This window comes from Stenotrophomonas sp. YIM B13575 (genome assembly GCF_042787595.1).
Taxonomy (GTDB): Bacteria; Pseudomonadota; Gammaproteobacteria; order Xanthomonadales; family Xanthomonadaceae; genus Stenotrophomonas; species Stenotrophomonas lactitubi_B.
Genome location: NZ_JBHZOP010000084.1, coordinates 1 through 16662 on the forward strand (window position 1 = coordinate 1; position 16662 = coordinate 16662).

At 68.8% G+C, this 16662-nt stretch carries 11 protein-coding genes; 6 read left to right on the forward strand and 5 right to left on the reverse strand.

Annotated features, from left to right (window positions below; all coding sequences use genetic code 11):
• Positions 1 to 79: 79 nt before the first annotated feature.
• Entirely contained in the window at positions 80 to 2014 is a 1935-nt protein-coding gene (locus ACFX4F_RS14035) for a M56 family metallopeptidase (RefSeq protein ID WP_380656269.1), read from the reverse strand.
• Positions 2015 to 2017: 3 nt separating this feature from the next.
• Positions 2018 to 2404: a BlaI/MecI/CopY family transcriptional regulator gene (locus ACFX4F_RS14040; protein ID WP_025876036.1), complete on the reverse strand. Its 387-nt coding sequence runs from the start codon at positions 2402 to 2404 to the stop codon at positions 2018 to 2020.
• A 229-nt stretch (positions 2405 to 2633) separates the two neighbouring features.
• On the opposite strand from ACFX4F_RS14040, the gene ACFX4F_RS14045 reads away from it, so the two are divergent.
• Entirely contained in the window at positions 2634 to 3692 is a 1059-nt protein-coding gene (locus ACFX4F_RS14045) for a serine hydrolase domain-containing protein (RefSeq protein WP_380656294.1), read from the forward strand.
• Here ACFX4F_RS14045 and ACFX4F_RS14050 read toward each other — a convergent pair.
• Positions 3689 to 4816: an SDR family oxidoreductase gene (locus ACFX4F_RS14050; RefSeq protein WP_380656274.1), complete on the reverse strand. Its 1128-nt coding sequence runs from the start codon at positions 4814 to 4816 to the stop codon at positions 3689 to 3691. The two genes, ACFX4F_RS14045 and ACFX4F_RS14050, sit on opposite strands and share 4 nt — an antisense overlap.
• 216 nt (positions 4817 to 5032) lie before the next feature.
• Between ACFX4F_RS14050 and ACFX4F_RS14055 the strand changes: the two genes are divergently transcribed.
• Positions 5033 to 5341, forward strand: a complete 309-nt coding sequence (locus tag ACFX4F_RS14055; RefSeq protein WP_099819480.1) for a hypothetical protein — start codon at positions 5033 to 5035, stop codon at positions 5339 to 5341.
• Here ACFX4F_RS14055 and ACFX4F_RS14060 read toward each other — a convergent pair.
• Positions 5329 to 6390 carry a DNA topoisomerase IB gene (locus ACFX4F_RS14060; protein ID WP_380656277.1) on the reverse strand — a complete coding sequence of 354 codons (1062 nt, stop codon included), beginning with the start codon at positions 6388 to 6390 and terminating at the stop codon, positions 5329 to 5331. The two genes, ACFX4F_RS14055 and ACFX4F_RS14060, sit on opposite strands and share 13 nt — an antisense overlap.
• A gap of 116 nt (positions 6391 to 6506) precedes the next feature.
• On the opposite strand from ACFX4F_RS14060, the gene ACFX4F_RS14065 reads away from it, so the two are divergent.
• From ACFX4F_RS14065 to ACFX4F_RS14075, 3 genes are all read left to right on the forward strand, one after another.
• Complete coding sequence (locus ACFX4F_RS14065; protein ID WP_100554325.1) at positions 6507 to 6896, forward strand: I78 family peptidase inhibitor; 390 nt, start codon at positions 6507 to 6509, stop codon at positions 6894 to 6896.
• A 172-nt stretch (positions 6897 to 7068) separates the two neighbouring features.
• Positions 7069 to 11523 (forward strand): glutamate synthase large subunit, encoded by a 4455-nt coding sequence (gene gltB / locus ACFX4F_RS14070; protein ID WP_380656282.1) that lies wholly within the window; start codon positions 7069 to 7071, stop codon positions 11521 to 11523.
• Positions 11524 to 11617: 94 nt separating this feature from the next.
• A complete protein-coding gene (locus ACFX4F_RS14075; protein ID WP_380656285.1) occupies positions 11618 to 13063 on the forward strand; it encodes an FAD-dependent oxidoreductase in 1446 nt (481 codons plus the stop codon).
• On the opposite strand, the gene ACFX4F_RS14080 is transcribed toward ACFX4F_RS14075, so the two are convergent.
• Positions 13049 to 15472 carry a response regulator gene (locus ACFX4F_RS14080; RefSeq protein ID WP_380656288.1) on the reverse strand — a complete coding sequence of 808 codons (2424 nt, stop codon included), beginning with the start codon at positions 15470 to 15472 and terminating at the stop codon, positions 13049 to 13051. The two genes, ACFX4F_RS14075 and ACFX4F_RS14080, sit on opposite strands and share 15 nt — an antisense overlap.
• Before the next feature lie 162 nt (positions 15473 to 15634).
• On the opposite strand from ACFX4F_RS14080, the gene ACFX4F_RS14085 reads away from it, so the two are divergent.
• A complete protein-coding gene (locus tag ACFX4F_RS14085) occupies positions 15635 to 16504 on the forward strand; it encodes a methylglyoxal synthase (protein ID WP_380656291.1) in 870 nt (289 codons plus the stop codon).
• Positions 16505 to 16662: the final 158 nt, after the last annotated feature.

Genomic DNA, 16662 nt, shown 5'->3' on the forward strand with positions numbered 1-16662 from the left:
GCGCCGGGCCATGCCCGGCGACTTCCCTTGCCAACTGCACCGCTGCGCTCGCCGGGCGTGGCCCGGCGCTACCGCACGATCAGAGCCGCTCGGCCTTGCCGCTGGCCAGCGCACGTGCGATTACCTGCTCTGCCTGCTTCGCGGCCTGCACCTGCAGGCGTGCCTGACGCTCACCCAATGCTGCCTGCTTGCTGCCCAGCACGGCCTGCTGGCTTCCCAGCGCGGCCTGCTGGCTGGCGAGACGGCTCATCTCGCGGCTGCGCTCGGACTGCAGCGCCTGATTGCGGGCAACCTGTGAGGCGCGCTGTGCTTCAGCCGCTGCCTGCCGTGCAATCGCCGCATCATCCACCGCGCCACGGGTGGCCCGCGCCGCTTCGGCTGCCGCTTCACGGTTGATGTCGCGATCGTTGAGCGCACTGCGCGCAGCACGTGCGGCGGCGAGGGCGATCTCACGCGCCTCTTCACCCTGCAGCCTGCCCAGCTCGCCCTGCTCGCGGCCGAGCTGGCCCTGCTGGCGCCCCAACGCACTCTGCTGGCGCCCCAGTTCACTCTGCTGGCGGCTCAGATCGGCGGCGCCGGCGTAGGCACGCTGCAACGACTGGATCAGCATCGGATCGCGCACGACATAGCGCTTGTCACCCTGACGGAACCACAGCGCCGGGCCGTCACCAATGCGGCTGCGCGCCTGCATCACGTCGTCCATGCCGGCGTTGGCGAATGCCTGGCCGTGATCGACGAGGACAAAGGCCTGCTGCGGCGGCGTGCCGAGATCGAGCTGGCCATGGGTGACGATGGTGGTCTTCGAGTGCGTATGGGTGCGTGCGTCCTGCTCCTCGTCTTCATCGACGTCGGCCGGTTCGGTGGGTTCTGCCGGTTCGGCCCAGTCGGCCGGCTCTGCAGGTACCGCTGCGGCAGGCGGTGCTGGCGGTGCCGAAGGTGCTGCGGGCGGCGGCGGCGGCGCAGGCACAGCGCGCGGCGGTGCCGGCGGCGCGGGCGGAACCGGCGCGGCCACCAGGCGCATCGGCGCCACACCCACGGCCAACACCACTAGGGTCAGGCCGACGGCCAGCAGGCGGGGGCACGCGCGGTGTGACTGCAGCGAGAGCAGGCGGCGCTTGAGGCTGGTGGTGCTGGGCGCTGCGCTGGCCACGCCGAGGTGCGGCTGCGGCGCCACACCCAGTTGCAGCAACAGGCGGCCATAGGCGTGGCGGCTGGCGCCATGCTGGCCGACCACGGCCGCATCCACCGCTTCCTCGCGGGCCTGGGCGTATTCGCGCACGGCCAGGCGCAGCAGCGGATGGAAGAAGAACAGGTGCTGGGCCAGGGCCGGCAGCAGTCCCCACTGCAGGTCACGACGCTGCAGGTGCTGCAGTTCGTGGGTCAGTGCCAGATCCAGCGCATCGCCCTGCAGCGCGTTCATTCCCGCCGGCAACAGCAGCACCGGACGGAACGGCCCGACCAGCTGCGGCGCGTCCACCTGGTCGCTCATCCACAGGCGCGGTGCGCGGCGCAGGCCGTGCGCATCCGAGGCCAGCTGCAGCGCCTGCACCAGCGCCTGGTCCTCGCATGGATACGACGCTGCCAGCAGCGCACGGCAACGGCGCCATTCGCCGAAGGTCCGCAGCACCATCAGCAGCACGCCGGACATCCACAGCGCAGCCAGCGCCACTGCCCACCAGGCCACCGGGGTGCTGCCGACATCGCCCATCGGCACGTTCGCCAGCAACTGCGCGGCGGCCTCCGGTGCCATCGGATACACCGCGTCCGCGGCAAGATCCACGGTCGTCATTGCGACCGCGTCGGGTGCAGGCAACCAGGCCAGCTGCAGCGGTTGGCTCCACAACAGGCCGACCACGGCCTGCAGCGATACCAGCCACCACAGGCGGCAACGGGTGGCCGCCGACAGTGCCGGCAACGCGCGGCACAGCAGGTACACCAGCGCGACCAGCAGCACGGTCTGCAGGCTGGTCCAGCCCAGCCGCTCCAGCATCGGAATCAACATCGAGGTATCCATGGCTCAGTCCTCCTGGCGACGCGATTGCAGTTCGGCCACCAGCGCTTCCAGTTCGGCCAGTTCGTTGTCGCTGACCTTCTGCCGCTGCGACAGGTACGCCACGAACGGCGAGACCGAGCCCTGCAGGGTGTTGTCGACGAACTGGGCGACGGCGCCCTGCAGCACGCTCTCCGGGCCGCGGGTGGGCTGGTAGCGGTAGACACCCTGCTGCTGCCGGCGCTGCAGGTAACCCTTGGCGCGCAGGCGCTCCATCATCGTCAACACGGTGGAGCGGGCCAGTCCGCGCGGTTCGCCATAGCCACTGGCGACCTCGCCGACGCTGGCCGGTGCCTGCTCGTCCACATACTGCAGCAGGGCCAGTTCCTGGTCCCCGATGGTCTTGCCACGCATGACAACACTCCCTTGACTACACGTGTCGCTACTGTTGCCATGACGACACCTGTAGTCAACCCCCCGGAAGTCATGGGCCGACGAACGGTAGGGCACGCGGCCGGCTTAAACCTTTTCCGCCGGGCGCGCATCCGACCCATGGCCTGTCACCTGCGGCCGCCGTCATCGCCGCCAATCTTCCTGCCCTCCGGGATCCCGCATGCCTCGCCAGATGCTACCCACCCTGCTCATGATCATCAGCCTGCTGCCCTTCGCCGCTGTTTCCGCCAACCAGGACCAGGCCAACGACCAGACCCGTCGTTTCATCCGCCAGACCATGCAGGAACAGCGCATCCCCGGCCTGCAGATCGCCGTGGTCAAGGATGGCCAGGTGGTGCTGTCGGAAACCTACGGCCTGGCCAACGTCGAGAACGGCGTGGTCGCTACCCGCAGCACGCGGTTCCCGCTCAACTCTGCCAGCAAATCCTTCACCGGCGTCGCTTTGGCGCAGCTGGCGCAGGATGGGCGGGTGGATCTCGACGCGCCCGCCTCGCGCTATCTCGACGACCTGCCCGCGAGCTGGCAGGCGGTGCGCGTGCGCCAGCTGCTCGCCCACACCTCCGGCCTGCCCGACATCCTCGATGCAGAAGGACTGCTGGGCGGTGGTTCGGAACAGGACGCATGGCAGGCAGTCCGCGCGCTGCCGGCAGAGGCCGTAGCGGGCGAGCGCTTCCAGTACAACCAGACCAACTACGTGCTGCTGGCGCGGATCATCGCGCGGCAATCCGGCATGCCCTACGAACGCTTCCTGGCAACACGCCAGTTCTCCACCGCGCGCATGCCGCGCACCACGTTCGGTGACAGCTACGACCTGATCCCGGACGCAGCGACGATGTACAGCTACCTGCCGCGCGCCACCGATGCCAAGGATGCGACGCCACGGCTGTCGCACTGGTTCTACGACATGCCGCCCAGCCTGTGGGCGGGGGGCGGCATCCTCACCACGGCCGATGACGCCGCACGCTGGTTGGTTGCATTGCAGGAGGGTCGCCTGCTGGAGCAGCGCGCGGTGCAGCAGATGTGGACGGCCGAGCGCCTCAACGATGGCAGCGCCGGCGACTGGGCCGCCGGCTGGCCGGTGGTCAACACCGCGCCCGACCTGCAGGTGGGTGGCATGGGCGGCGCGCGCTCGGCTTTCATCGTCTATCCCGAGCGCGACCTCGCTGTTGTCGTGCTGACCAATCTGGTCGGTGCCAATCCGCAGCAGTTCATCCCGCGTATTGCCGGTTTCTATTCCGCCGCGCGCTAACCGCGCGGCCCCCCCATCACCGGCAGGATCACGCCGCTGATGTAGCTGGCGCAGGCCGGTGAGGCCAGGAACACATACGCTGGCGACAGCTCTTCGGGCTGCGCCGGTCGCCCCATGTCGCTGTCCTTGCCGAACTCGGCCACATCCTTCGCCTGCTTGTCGGCCGGATTCAACGGCGTCCACACCGGGCCCGGCGCCACGCAGTTGACGCGGATGCCGCGCGGCAACAACTGGCTGGCCAGCGCCTTGGTGAACGCATGGATCGCGCCCTTGGTGGCCGAGTAATCGATCAGTGCCTTGCTGCCGAACAGGCCGGTTTCAGAACCGGTGTTGATGATGCTGGCGCCCTCGCCCAGATGCGGCAGCACCGCGCGCGCCATCTGGATGTAGCCGCCGATGTTGGTCTGCAGCGTTTCCTGCAGATGCGCGTCTTCCAGGTCTTCGAGGCGCTCGCAGTGCAGCTGGAACGCCGCGTTGTTGACCAGGATATCGATGCCACCGAAGGCCTTGGCCACCTGCTTGACGGCCATGTTGCAGAAGCGCGGGTCGCGCACGTCGCCGGCGATCACTACGCAGCGGCCGCCCTCCTTCTCCACGTGCTGGCGAGTGAGCTCGGCGTCCTCGGCTTCGTCCAGATGCAGCACGGCAACATCGGCGCCTTCGCGGGCGAACAGCACCGCCACCGCGCGGCCGATGCCGGAATCGCCACCGGTGACGATCGCGCGCATGCCCTGCAGCTTGCCGCTGCCGACATAGTCCGGTGCCAGGAAGCGCGGTGCCAGTTCCAGTGCATGCTCATGGCCGGGCTTGGCCAGTTGTTGCGCCGGCATCGTCTCCGGCTGACGGCGTGGGCCAGCCTGGGTGGCGGTCTTCTTTGTCGGCTTTTTCGTTGCCTTCTTCGCTGCGCGTACGTCCTTCGCTTTTTCCTGGTCCTGCAGGCGCCGCTGCCGCGCGGCCACACGCGCCGCGCGCGGATCGGAAGCGGCGGCTTTGCGGGTGGCGGTCTTCACCACGCGTGGGCGCTCGGATGCGGTGGTCTCGGCGGTGGCTGGCGCCGCCTGGGTGCCTTTGCGCACCTTCGGCGATGCCTTGCGGCGGGTGGGGGTCTTCTTGGTGGTGGCCATGCAGGTCTCCTCGGGGGAATGGGGGTTGCCGGCCAGCGGCCGGCACTACCGGGGCGCGTACGCCGCAGTACCGGGGGCGGCGTACGCCGCTCGTGCAGTGTCTCCACGCAGGCTGTTGGCGGCAGTGAGCGCACCGTGTCCACCGCGTGCAAGGCATTCATTCCGCCACCACGCGTGTCGTCGCACCCTGCAGGCCACAACACGAGGAACGTCCCCATGAAACATGCCATTGCCACCGCCACCGTCTGCTTCGCTCTCGCCGCCTGCAGCAGCAGCCCCGTCGCCCAGATCCAGCCGATCGACGGGGTGATTTCCGGCCAGTGCCATTCGGACATGGTGCGCGGTGCGGTCGGCCTGGCGGCATCGGATGCCACCGTCGAGCGCGCCCGCGTCGACAGCGACAGCCTGCACGTGCAGGTGCTGCGTCACGACGGTCCGCGCGTGCCGCCGGCCAGCGAGGGCGGCGAGCGCCTGACCATCGAAAAGGGCCGCACCAACAACATCACCGCGATCTACTGCGGCTGACCTGCCTTGCGGCTCAGCCGCCGCGCCCGGCGCAGCACCTTCAGTGTCGCCTGTTCCCACTGCCGCGGGCCGCGCAGGCCCGCCAGTGCAGTCAGCTCGCCGCGCTCCCAGCCGGCGAACACGCAGGGATCGATGTAGGCCTTGCGACATACCGCTGGCGTATTGCCCAGCCGCGCGGCCACCTGGCACACCACCTCGCGCTGCGCCTTGGCCAGCGCGCGCTGGCTGGGCGGTTCGGGCAGCTCGGTGGCGGCGAAGGCCTGCACTGCCGCCATCGTGCCGCCCCAGGTGCGGAAATCCTTGGCGGTGAAATCCTCTCCCATCACCTCGCGCAGGTAGTCGTTCACCGCGCCGGAATCCACCGGCTGCACCTCGCCCGCGTCGTCGCGGTACTGGAACAGGGCCTGTCCCGGCAGCTGCTGCACGCCGCGTACCAGCGCGCCCAGCCGACGGTCGCCCACCGTCACCTCATGCAACTGGCCGGACTTGCCGCGGAAGCGCATGCGCACCCGGCCGCCCCGAAGCAGATCCAGGTGACGGTTGCGCAGCGTTGTCAGGCCGTACGACTTGTTCTCCTGTGCATAGGTCTCGTTGCCCACCCGCACCAGCGTGTCGGCCAGCAGCGCGACCACCACCGCCAGCACCTTCTCACGGGGAAAGCCACTACGCTTGAGGTCACGGCCCAGGCGCCGTCGCAGCGCCGGCAACGCTTGGCCGAAGGCGATGATGCGGTCGAACTTGCCGGCATCCCGCACCGCCGCCCAGTCGGCGTGGTAGCGGTACTGCTTGCGCCCGCGCGCGTCGCGGCCGGTGGCCTGCAGATGGCCGTTGGCATGGGCGCAGATCCACACCGCGGTATAGGCCGGGGGCACGGCCAGCGAGCGGATGCGCTGCAGCGTGGCGGCATCGCGTATGGCATGACCGTCGGCATCGCGATAGGAGAAGCCTTTGCCGGCGCGGACACGGCTGAAACCGGGCTGGGTGTCATCGACGTAGCGCAGGCCGGCGGCGCGCGCGGCCTGGCGTTCGGGGGTGGGGGTAGCGGGCATGCCGTCAGTCTGCCGAGCGGGGCGGCGTGGCCACGTCAATAACGCAAGACAAACACGTGAGGGTGGGTTCGCCGCTATGCTCGGCCTTTCACCGTCCCTTCCCTTCCGGAGTCATGATGTCGTTCCCGATCCGCGCCCGTTCCCTCTCCGCCCTGCTGCTGCCGGCCGTGCTGGCCCTGACCGCCTGCCAGGCGCCGTCGCTGGATGAGCAGGACTCGGCCACCGCCCACGCACAGCAGGCCGCCGAAGCCGCCAAGGCCCCGGCCGATGAAGCCGGCAAGGCCACCGAAGCACCGCCGGTTGGCAACTGCGACGCCAGCCAGGTGCAGAGCCTGGTCGGCCAGGCCTATACCGAAGCACTGGGCAAGCAGGCCCAGGAAGATGCAGCGGCCAAGCAGATCCGCGTCCTGCACCCCAATGACGTCACCACGATGGAGTTCGTGGGCGACCGCCTGAACATCGAGGTGGACGCAAAGGACGTGGTCAGCGGCGTCCGCTGCGGCTGACCCATCCCGCGCCGGCATGCGTTTGCCGGCGCTTTGGTTGCGCCTGCAACCGTGTATTGCGGCGTTGCAGCAACCTGTGATCTAGTCGAGGCATCCGGTGGCCTCATGATGCGCTCCAGGGAGTGAGCGGGCACGAGTGTCCCTGCTCATTTCATTACGCATCGAGGTAGAGATGGCCCCCCGCAACCGCCAAGGGCTTTACGACCCGCGCTCCGAGCGCGATGCCTGTGGATTTGGCATGGTCGCCCAGCTCGACGACCAGTCTTCGCGCCTGCTGGTCGATACCGCCATCGCCGCGCTTTCGCGCATGACCCACCGGGGTGGTGTCGCCGCCGACGGCCTCACCGGTGATGGCTGCGGCCTGCTGCTGCGCCGCCCCGATGCCTTCCTGAAACTGCTGGCCAGTGAAGCGGGCATTGCCGTCGGCGCGCGCTTCACTGCCGGCCTGGTGTTCCTGCCGCACGATGCCGACGCCGCCCAGGCCTGCCGCACACAGCTGCAGCAGCAGATCGAGGCGGTGGGCTGCAAGGTAGCCGGCTGGCGCGAGGTGCCGACCGACGACAGCGTCTGCGGGCAACTGGCGCGCGATACCCTGCCGCGTATCGAACAGGTATTTGTCGACGCCGGCGTCGGCCAGGATGACGCCGGCTTCGGCCTGGCCCTGTTCCTGGCCCGCCGCCGTAGCGAGCAGCTGCTGCGCGCGCACGCCGACTACTACGTCACCACGCTCAGCCCCAACGCCATCAGCTACAAGGGCATGGTGCTGCCGGACAAGCTCAGCCGCTTCTTCCCGGACCTGCAGCGCCGCGAACTGGCCTCCAGCGCCATCGTGTTCCACCAGCGCTTCTCCACCAATACGCTGCCGCGCTGGCCGCTGGCGCACCCGTTCCGGATGCTCGCCCACAACGGCGAGATCAACACCATCGAAGGCAACCGGCGCTGGGCGCAGGCACGCAGCAAGGTGTGGAAGACGCCGCGCTTCGATATCGGCGAATTCGACCCGGTCATCTCCATGCACGGCTCGGATTCGCAGAGCCTGGACAACATGCTGGAACTGATGGTGTCTGCGGGCATGGAACTGATCCAGGCCCTGCGCATCCTGGTGCCGCCGGCAACGCAGTCGCTGGAATTCAAGGACCCGGACCTGGCTGCGTTCTACGAATTCCACGGCCTCAACAGTGAACCGTGGGACGGCCCGGCCGGCATCGTCGCCTGCGACAGCCGCTACGCCGTGTGTACCCTCGACCGCAACGGCCTGCGCCCGGCACGCTGGATGCTGACTGCCGATCGCCACTTCCTGGTCGCCTCCGAAGCCGGTGTGTGGGAAGTGCCGACCGAGCGCGTGGTGCGCAAGGGCAAGCTCGGTCCGGGCGAGATGATCGCCATCGACCTCAAGCGCGGTGACCTGCTCGATTCGGAAGCCATCGATCGCATCAACCGCGGCCGTGCACCGTACAAGCAGTGGTTGCAGCAGGGCGTCACCTACCTGCAGACCGAACTGATCGATCCCTCGCTGGTGGAGGAACCCTTCGACGAAAGCACCCTGCGCAGTTACCACAAGCTGTACCAGCTCAGCAGCGAGGAAGTGGAGCAGGTGCTGCGGCCGCTGGCCGAGACCGAACAGGAAGCCACCGGCTCGATGGGCGATGACACGCCGATGGCCGTGCTCAGCCAGCGCAGCCGTCCGCTGTACGACTATTTCCGCCAGGCCTTCGCGCAGGTCACCAACCCGCCGATCGACCCGCTGCGCGAAGACTGCGCGATGTCCCTGTCCACCCAGCTCGGCAAGGAGACCAACATCTTCCATGCCGGTCCGGAGACGGTGAACCACGTCATCCTCAATTCGCCGGTACTGAGCCAGCGCAAGCTGCGCCAGCTGCTGAAGATGGACCAGTACGTACAGGCCAACCGCCTGCTCGACCTGTCCTACAGCGAAGAGGAAGGCCTGCGTGCAGGCATCGAACGCATCTGCGTCGAAGCCGAACAGGCCGCGCGCGATGGCATGGTGATGCTGCTGCTGTCCGACCGCTACCCGGTGGCCGGGCGGCCGATGGTGCACGCCCTGCTGGCCACCAGTGCCATCCACCACCACCTGTCACGCCTGGGCCTGCGCTGCGACGTCAACCTGATCGTCGAGACCGGCAGCGCGCGCGATGCGCACCACATGGCCTGCCTGCTCGGCTTCGGTGCCACGGCCGTCTATCCGTACCTGGCCTACCAGACCCTGTTCGACCTCGGCCGTCGCGGCATCCTCAAGCTCAGCAAGGGCGGCGAGCAGTCGCAGATCGGCCGCCGCTACCGCAAGGGCATCTACAAGGGCCTGTCGAAGATCATCTCGAAGATGGGCATCTGCACCGTGGCCAGCTATCGCGGCGCGCAGCTGTTCGAGATCATCGGCCTGGAGCCGGAGGTCGTCGACCTGTGCTTCCCCGATACCGCCTCGCGCATCGGTGGCGCCGGCTTCGCGCGGCTGGATGCCGATGCACGTGAACTGTGCGCGCAGGCCTGGGATGCGCAGCAGGGCGTGGATGTCGGTGGCCTGCTGAAGTATGTGCACGGCGGCGAATACCACATGTACAACCCGGACGTGGTGACCACCCTGCAGCGCGCGGCGCGCAGCGGTGACCCGCGTGCGTGGCAGCAGTACTGCGACGCCGTGCATGCACGCCCGCCCTCGGCGCTGCGCGATCTGCTGCAGCTGGTGCCGGCGGCGACGCCGACGCCATTGGACGAGGTGGCCCCGGCCAGCGAGCTGTTCCCGCGCTTCGATACCGCAGCGATCAGCCTCGGTGCGCTTTCGCCCGAGGCGCATGAAGCACTGGCCATTGCGATGAACCGCCTCGGTGGCCGCAGCAATTCCGGCGAAGGTGGCGAAGACCCGGCACGCTATGGCACCGACAAGCGCAGCAAGATCAAGCAGGTGGCGTCCGGCCGCTTCGGCGTCACCGCCGAATACCTGGTCAATGCCGAAGTGCTGCAGATCAAGGTCGCGCAGGGCGCCAAGCCCGGTGAAGGCGGCCAGCTGCCCGGGCACAAGGTCAATGAACTGATCGCACGGCTGCGTTATGCGCGGCCGGGAATCGGCCTGATCTCGCCGCCGCCGCACCACGACATCTACTCCATCGAAGACCTGGCGCAGCTGATCTACGACCTCAAGCAGGTCAATCCGACCGCGCTGGTGTCGGTGAAGCTGGTCAGCCATGCCGGCGTCGGTACGATCGCTGCCGGCGTGGTCAAGGCCGGCGCCGACCTCATCACCATTTCCGGCCACGACGGCGGTACCGGCGCGTCGCCGGTCAGCTCGATCCGTTATGCCGGCGTGCCGTGGGAACTGGGCATCGCCGAGGCGCACCAGGCGCTGGTGGCCAACGACCTGCGCGGGCGCACCCTGCTGCAGACCGACGGCGGCCTGAAGACCGGCCTGGATGTGGTCAAAGCCGCGCTGCTGGGCGCGGACAGCTTCGGTTTCGGCACCGCGCCGATGATCGTGCTGGGCTGCAAGTACCTGCGCATCTGCCACCTCAACAACTGCGCCACCGGCGTGGCCACCCAGGACGAGCGCCTGCGCGAGAACCACTTCACCGGCCAGCCCGAGCGCGTGGAGAACTTCTTCCGCCTGCTGGCCGAGGAAGTGCGCGGTTGGCTGTCGGTGCTGGGTGCACGTTCGCTGCAGGAGATCGTCGGCCGTACCGACCTGCTGCGCCAGCTTGAGGTCTCGCCACGCGAGGACGTGCGCGTGGATCTGTCGCGGCTGCTGGCCGACGCCAGTTACCGGGGCAGCCACTGCGCCGCACAGCGCCTGTACGAATCACCGGACAGCCTGGCCACGCAGATGGATGGCCTGCTGGCTGAAGCCATCGAGCACAAGCGCGGCGGCGAACACCGCTTCCTGATCCACAACACCGACCGCAGCATCGGCACCCGCCTGGCCGGCGCCGTGGCGCGCGCGCACGGCAACCAGGGCATGGCCGAATCGCCGCTGGAACTGCGCTTCCGTGGCAGCGCCGGGCAGAGCTTCGGTGCCTTCAACGTCGGCGGCCTGCACCTGGAAGTGGAAGGTGAAGCCAACGACTACGTCGGCAAGGGTATGGCCGGTGGCCGCCTGGTGGTGCGTCCGCCGCGTGGCGCACGCTTCGAGGCACGCAGCACCGCGATCATCGGCAACACCTGCCTGTACGGCGCCACCGGTGGCGAGCTGTTCGCCGCTGGCCGTGCCGGTGAACGTTTCGCCGTGCGCAACTCCGGCGCACTGGCGGTGGTGGAAGGCGCAGGCGATCACTGCTGCGAGTACATGACCGACGGCGTGGTGCTGGTGCTGGGCAAGGTCGGCCTCAACTTCGGCGCCGGCTTCACCGGCGGCCTGGCCTACGTGCTGGACGTGGACCGCGATTTCGTCGACCGCTACAACCACGAGCTGATCGACATCCATCGCGTATCCGCCGAAGGTTTCGAGAACTACCGCCAGCACCTGCACCGCCTGATCGGCCGTCATCGCGAGCTGACCGGCAGCATCTGGGCGCAGCAGATCATGGATGAGTTCCGCGATTACATCGGCAAATTCTGGCTGGTCAAACCCAAGGCCGCCAGCATCGAGTCGCTGACCGAAACCCTGCGCCGCGCCGCGTAATGCAAGGGGCGCCGCCCGCATCCGGCGCCCCGGTCTCCCCACCGCTGTAATGCCGGCCGCTGGCCGGCATCCGGAAAACACCACAGAGCCCGCCATGAGCCGCAAGCACGCCTTCCAGTTCCTCGACCTGCCCCGGACCATGCCGCAGCGCATCCCGGTCGAACTGCGCACCTCCGGCGACTGGGGTGAGCTGTACGGAAAGTTCGGCAAGGAAGATGCGCAGTACCAGGCCGGCCGCTGCCTGGACTGCGGCAACCCCTACTGCAGCTGGAAGTGCCCGGTGCACAACGCCATCCCGCAATGGCTGCAGCTGGTGCAGGAGAACCGCATCCATGAAGCGGCCACGCTGTGCCACAGCACCAACCCGCTGCCGGAAGTGTGCGGCCGGGTGTGCCCGCAGGATCGCCTGTGCGAAGGCAGCTGCACGCTGGAGGAGTTTGGCGCGGTCACCATCGGCGCGGTGGAGAAGTACATCGTCGACACCGCACTGGCCACCGGCTGGCGGCCGGACATGACGGCGGTGCAGCCCACCGGCCACACGGTGGCCGTGATCGGTGCCGGCCCGGCAGGCCTGGCCTGTGCCGACCGCCTGGCGCATGCCGGCATCACCGCGGTAGTCTACGACCGTTACGAACAGGTCGGTGGCCTGCTGCAGTTCGGCATCCCCAGTTTCAAGCTGGACAAGGACGTGATCCGCCGCCGCCGCGACGTGCTCGAAGGCATGGGCGTGCAGTTCCGCCTGGGCGTGGAGATCGGCCGCGACATCAGCCTGCAGCAGCTGCTGGACACCCACGATGCGGTGTTTGTCGGTACCGGCGCGTATCGCTACACCGATGGTGGCCTCGACGGCCAGGACCTGAAGGGCGTGCTGCCGGCGCTGCCGTTCCTGGTGCAGAACAGCCGCATCGTCGGCGGCGATGATCCGCAGGGCCGGCCGATCGCCGGCTGGGAAGACCAGATCACCCTGCCCGACCTCAATGGCAAGCGCGTGGTGGTCCTCGGTGGTGGCGATACCGGCATGGACTGCGTGCGCAGTGCGGTGCGTCTGGGCGCGGCCAAGGTCACCTGCGCCTACCGCCGCGACGAGGCCAACATGCCGGGCAGCGCGCGCGAAGTGGCCAATGCACGCGAGGAAGGCGTGCGCTTCCTGTTCAACCGCCAGCCGCTGTCGATCGAAGCCGGCGCCGATGACGAAGTGATCGGGGTTACCGTCATCGAGACGCGCTTGGGCGAGCCCGATGCCAACGGCCGCCAGAACGCAGTGCAGATCGAGGGCAGCGAGTCGCTGCTGGAAGCGGACGTGGTGATCATCGCGTTCGGCTTCTCGCCCAGCGTGCCGTCGTGGCTGGCCGAGCACGGCGTGGAAGGCCAGGCCAATGGCCGCATCCTTGCTGGAGGCAAGGGCAAGCTGCCCTTCCAGACCGCCCATCCGCGCCTGTTCGCCGGTGGCGACGCGGTGCGGGGTGCCGACCTGGTGGTGACCGCGGTGGCCGAAGGTCGCGACGCTGCCGCCAGCATCGCCCGGCTACTGGCGCACTGACAGACCGGCCAGCGGTGTCAGCACCGCGGCGAGCGTGGCGTGCAGTGCGTCGCGCTCGACCGGCTTGGCGATGAAACGATCGATGCCAGCGTCGAGGCAGGCCTGACGGGTACTGTCGAGCACGCTGGCGGTCAACGCGACGATCGGCACCTGCGCCGCGTCGGCCCGTGGATCGGCGCGGATCGCGCGGGCCAACGCAAAGCCGTCCATGCCCGGCATGTGGCAATCGGTGATGACCAGCGCGAAGCGGTGTGCCTGCCACGCCTGCCATGCCTGCTCGCCGTTGGCGGTGGCATGCACCTGCAGTCCCAGCTCCTGCAGGCGCTGGACCAGCAGCTGCAGGTTGGTGGGATGGTCTTCGGCAACCAGTACCCGTACCGGCGGCAACGCTGGCAAGCCAGCCGCACCGCCAGGATGCTCCGCCAATGGCGCCTCGCAGGCCGGCAGGTACAGGTCCAGCCACACCGTGGTGCCCGCGCCCGGCGTGCTGCACAGGTGCAGTTGCCCGCCCATCGACGCCGCCAGCTCACGGCAGATCGCCAGGCCCAGGCCGCTGCCACCGAAGCGCCGGGTGGTGGACGCTTCGGCCTGGGTAAACGCTGCGAACACCGCCCGCTGGCGCTCCCGGCTGATGCCCACGCCGGTATCGGTCACCTGCAGCCGCAGCTGCTGGCCCTGCTCATGCTGCTGCAGCACCCGCACCTGCAGGTCCACCCCACCCTGCAGGGTGAACTTCAGCGCATTGCCCGCCAGGTTGAACAGGATCTGGCGCAGGCGCAGCGCGTCGGCCAACGATCCCCGCTGCAACGCGGGATCCACCTCGCAGCGCAGGTGCAGCCCCTTGCTTGCCGCCACCGGCACCAGCAGGCGCTGCACCCCGCGCAGCAGCTCGGCCAAGTCGGTGGGCAGGCACTGCGGTGGCTGCGGGCCGGACTGCAGGCGTTGGCTGTGCAGCACGTCATCGAGGATCTGGCGCAGCATCTGCGCGGCATCATCGATGGTCGCCAGCACCTGGCGCTGGCGCGTATCCAGTGCGCTGCTGCCGAAGCACTCCAGCATTCCCAGCAAGGTGCTCATCGGCGTGCGGATCTCGTGGCTCATGGTGGCCAGGAAATGGGCCTTCGCGGCGGCATCCTGCTCCGCGTCACGCCGGGCATCGTTCAGTGCCTGCGTACGTGCGCGCGCCTCGGTCACGTCCATCCAGTATCCGCTCCATTCCACGCCGCTGTCGCTGCAGGCAATCGGCCGCCCGTGCGAACGTACCCAGCGCCAGCCGTTGGGGCCGCGCGTGCGGAAAGTGATGTCGATGGGCCCGCGCACCAGTGCGGCGGCATCAACGCAGGCCAGCACCGAGCGGCGGTCCTGTGGATGGACTGCGGCCAGCAGGCTTCCATGGTCCACCCGCGCGGTGTCCACGCTGATCCCGAACAGGGCATGCACGTCGCCGGCGATGTGGGGAACGCTGTACTCGCCGGCACTGCTGCGCCGCGCCTGGTACACCACCGCCGGCAGGTTGGCGGTGACCTCCTGCAGGCGCTGTTCCAGCGCCTGCCTGCGCAGGCCTTCGCGGTGCAGCCGCCAGTAGCCGAACGCATACACCAGGCACAGTGTCAGCAGCACCAGCAGCACGGCGATCGACCCGCGCAGGGGCGACACCGGCGCGAGGCCACGGCGAGGGGATGTCGAGATCCAGTGGGCCCGCAACGCCTCGCGCTGCTCCGGCGCCATGCCTGCCTGCAGCTGGTTGAAGCGGACCACCAGATGCGCGCACGCCGGCAGCGTGGCCAGGACCAGTGCGTCGCTGAAGCCGGCCGGCGCCGCCACGTCCAGCGCGCCGCCCGGCTGATTGCGCAGCGTGGCTTCCACGTTCACGAGGTTGCCCACCACCGCATCGATCTGACCGCTGATCAGCAGCTGCAATGCCTCGTCCAGCGCCGCCACCTGCAGCAGCGGCACGTCCGCGCCGGCTTCCTCCAGCCTGCTGGCAAGCGGCACGATGTCGGGGCTGGCCACGCCGCGACCGTGCAGTCCGCCCAGGCCGATGATCGGCGGCGCGTCGGGGCGTCGCACGATCACCTGCGGCACCTGCAGGTAGGGCACGCTGGCCACCCAGCCTTTCGGCTTCTGCGCGCGCGGCCAGCCGAGCACGGCGTGGGTCCCGGCCGGGAGCGCGGCGGCGGCCAGCGCCGTCGCCGCGACCGGTGTGGCGCGCAGCGTGGGGTATTGCTCCTGCAGCAGCGCCAGGTAGTCGGCCACCAGGCCGTGTGGCTGGTCGTCCTGACTGGACGACAACGGTGCACGATCGGCGGGATAGGCAAGCAGGATGGGACCTTCGCACTGCCCGGCCCAGGCCGGCGCCGACAACAGCGACAGGGCGACGATGCGGGCCAGGCGGCCAGCGACATTCACGGTGGACATCCTCATGTCGCAGCAGGGGCGTGGCCGCATTGCGATACGACCTCCTGCCACGCTAGCGACGCATTTCCCAGCAACAATGAGGAAATGTGTAAAACCCTCCGAAACCGCCAATAGCGACATACACTGCCGCTTCTACCGATCCCGGAGCTTTCGATGCGCATCGGCCTGGCCGCCAACCGTCTCCATCATCACGACGCGCGCGCGGCACTGTTCCGCTGGTTGCGCGCCAGCGAACCCGGGCTGCGCGAACTGGGCGTGACCCTGTGTGCGGTCGGCCGTACCCACGATGCGATCCAGCGCAACGGTTTCCTTGCCGGTTACGACGGCCTGCAGCGCTATCCGTACGGTCGCGAAGGCGGGTTGATGAAGCTGGTGGCCGAAGTGGTGGGCATGGGCGCCGAGCGCACGCTGGACGGTGCGGTCTACCTGATGGATCCGGTCGACCCCTCCTCGGTGTTCCCCGAGGCGACCGCGCTCAAGCGCCAGTGCGTTATCCACGGCAAGCCGTTCATTTCCACCGTGGCCACCGCCCGCGACTGGATCGAGGTGGAGCGCGTCCATGCGGGCCTGGCTGCCGATGCCGGCGCCGACGACCTGCATGCGTTCGAAGGGCAGACGCTGGCGTTGATCGCGCACGATGCGATGAAGCCGGCGATGCTGGCGTTCGCCGACGAACACTTCGACGTGCTGGCGCGCTTCGGCGAACGCGTGGCTACCGGCACCACCGGCCAGCGCTTGAATAAGCTGGCCTGGAGCCGCGGCTGGCCCGCGGATACGGCGTGGGTGACGCGCTACCAGAGTGGCCCGATGGGCGGAGATGCGCAGATTGCCGACCGCGTGCTGGAAGGCCGTTGCCAGCGCGCGATCTTCTTCGAGGATCCGCATGTGGCGCGCCAGCACGAGGCGGACATCCAGCTGCTGGAGCGGGCGGTGACCACGGTGACCGATCAGGCGGTGTGCATCACCGCTCCGCGGGTGGCGGCGCGGTGGGCGGAGGCGGCGGCATTGCGCGTGGGTCGATGAGGTTTTCGGCCAACGGCTGAGCCCCTCGTGGTGGCCGTTCAAATCAAAAGCCGTGGTTGGCCGGGCGGGGTGGATTGCGCAGGGGTCGCTGCAAGTACGTCCATGTAAGCTCGGTCGCCGCATCCATGCGGCTCACGCCCCTGCGCAACCCACCCCGC

What these genes read in the sequence shown, in the direction of transcription:
- ACFX4F_RS14045 (WP_380656294.1), top strand. Translation starts at nt 2,634, where the DNA reads ATGATCATCAGCCTGCTGCCCTTCGCCGCTGTTTCCGCCAACCAGGAC.
- gltB (WP_380656282.1), top strand. Translation starts at nt 7,069, where the DNA reads ATGGCCCCCCGCAACCGCCAAGGGCTTTACGACCCGCGCTCCGAGCGC.
- ACFX4F_RS14065 (WP_100554325.1), top strand. Translation starts at nt 6,507, where the DNA reads ATGTCGTTCCCGATCCGCGCCCGTTCCCTCTCCGCCCTGCTGCTGCCG.
- ACFX4F_RS14035 (WP_380656269.1), bottom strand. Translation starts at nt 2,014, where the DNA reads ATGGATACCTCGATGTTGATTCCGATGCTGGAGCGGCTGGGCTGGACC.
- ACFX4F_RS14055 (WP_099819480.1), top strand. Translation starts at nt 5,033, where the DNA reads ATGAAACATGCCATTGCCACCGCCACCGTCTGCTTCGCTCTCGCCGCC.
- ACFX4F_RS14050 (WP_380656274.1), bottom strand. Translation starts at nt 4,816, where the DNA reads ATGGCCACCACCAAGAAGACCCCCACCCGCCGCAAGGCATCGCCGAAG.
- ACFX4F_RS14085 (WP_380656291.1), top strand. Translation starts at nt 15,635, where the DNA reads ATGCGCATCGGCCTGGCCGCCAACCGTCTCCATCATCACGACGCGCGC.
- ACFX4F_RS14040 (WP_025876036.1), bottom strand. Translation starts at nt 2,404, where the DNA reads ATGCGTGGCAAGACCATCGGGGACCAGGAACTGGCCCTGCTGCAGTAT.
- ACFX4F_RS14075 (WP_380656285.1), top strand. Translation starts at nt 11,618, where the DNA reads ATGAGCCGCAAGCACGCCTTCCAGTTCCTCGACCTGCCCCGGACCATG.
- ACFX4F_RS14060 (WP_380656277.1), bottom strand. Translation starts at nt 6,390, where the DNA reads ATGCCCGCTACCCCCACCCCCGAACGCCAGGCCGCGCGCGCCGCCGGC.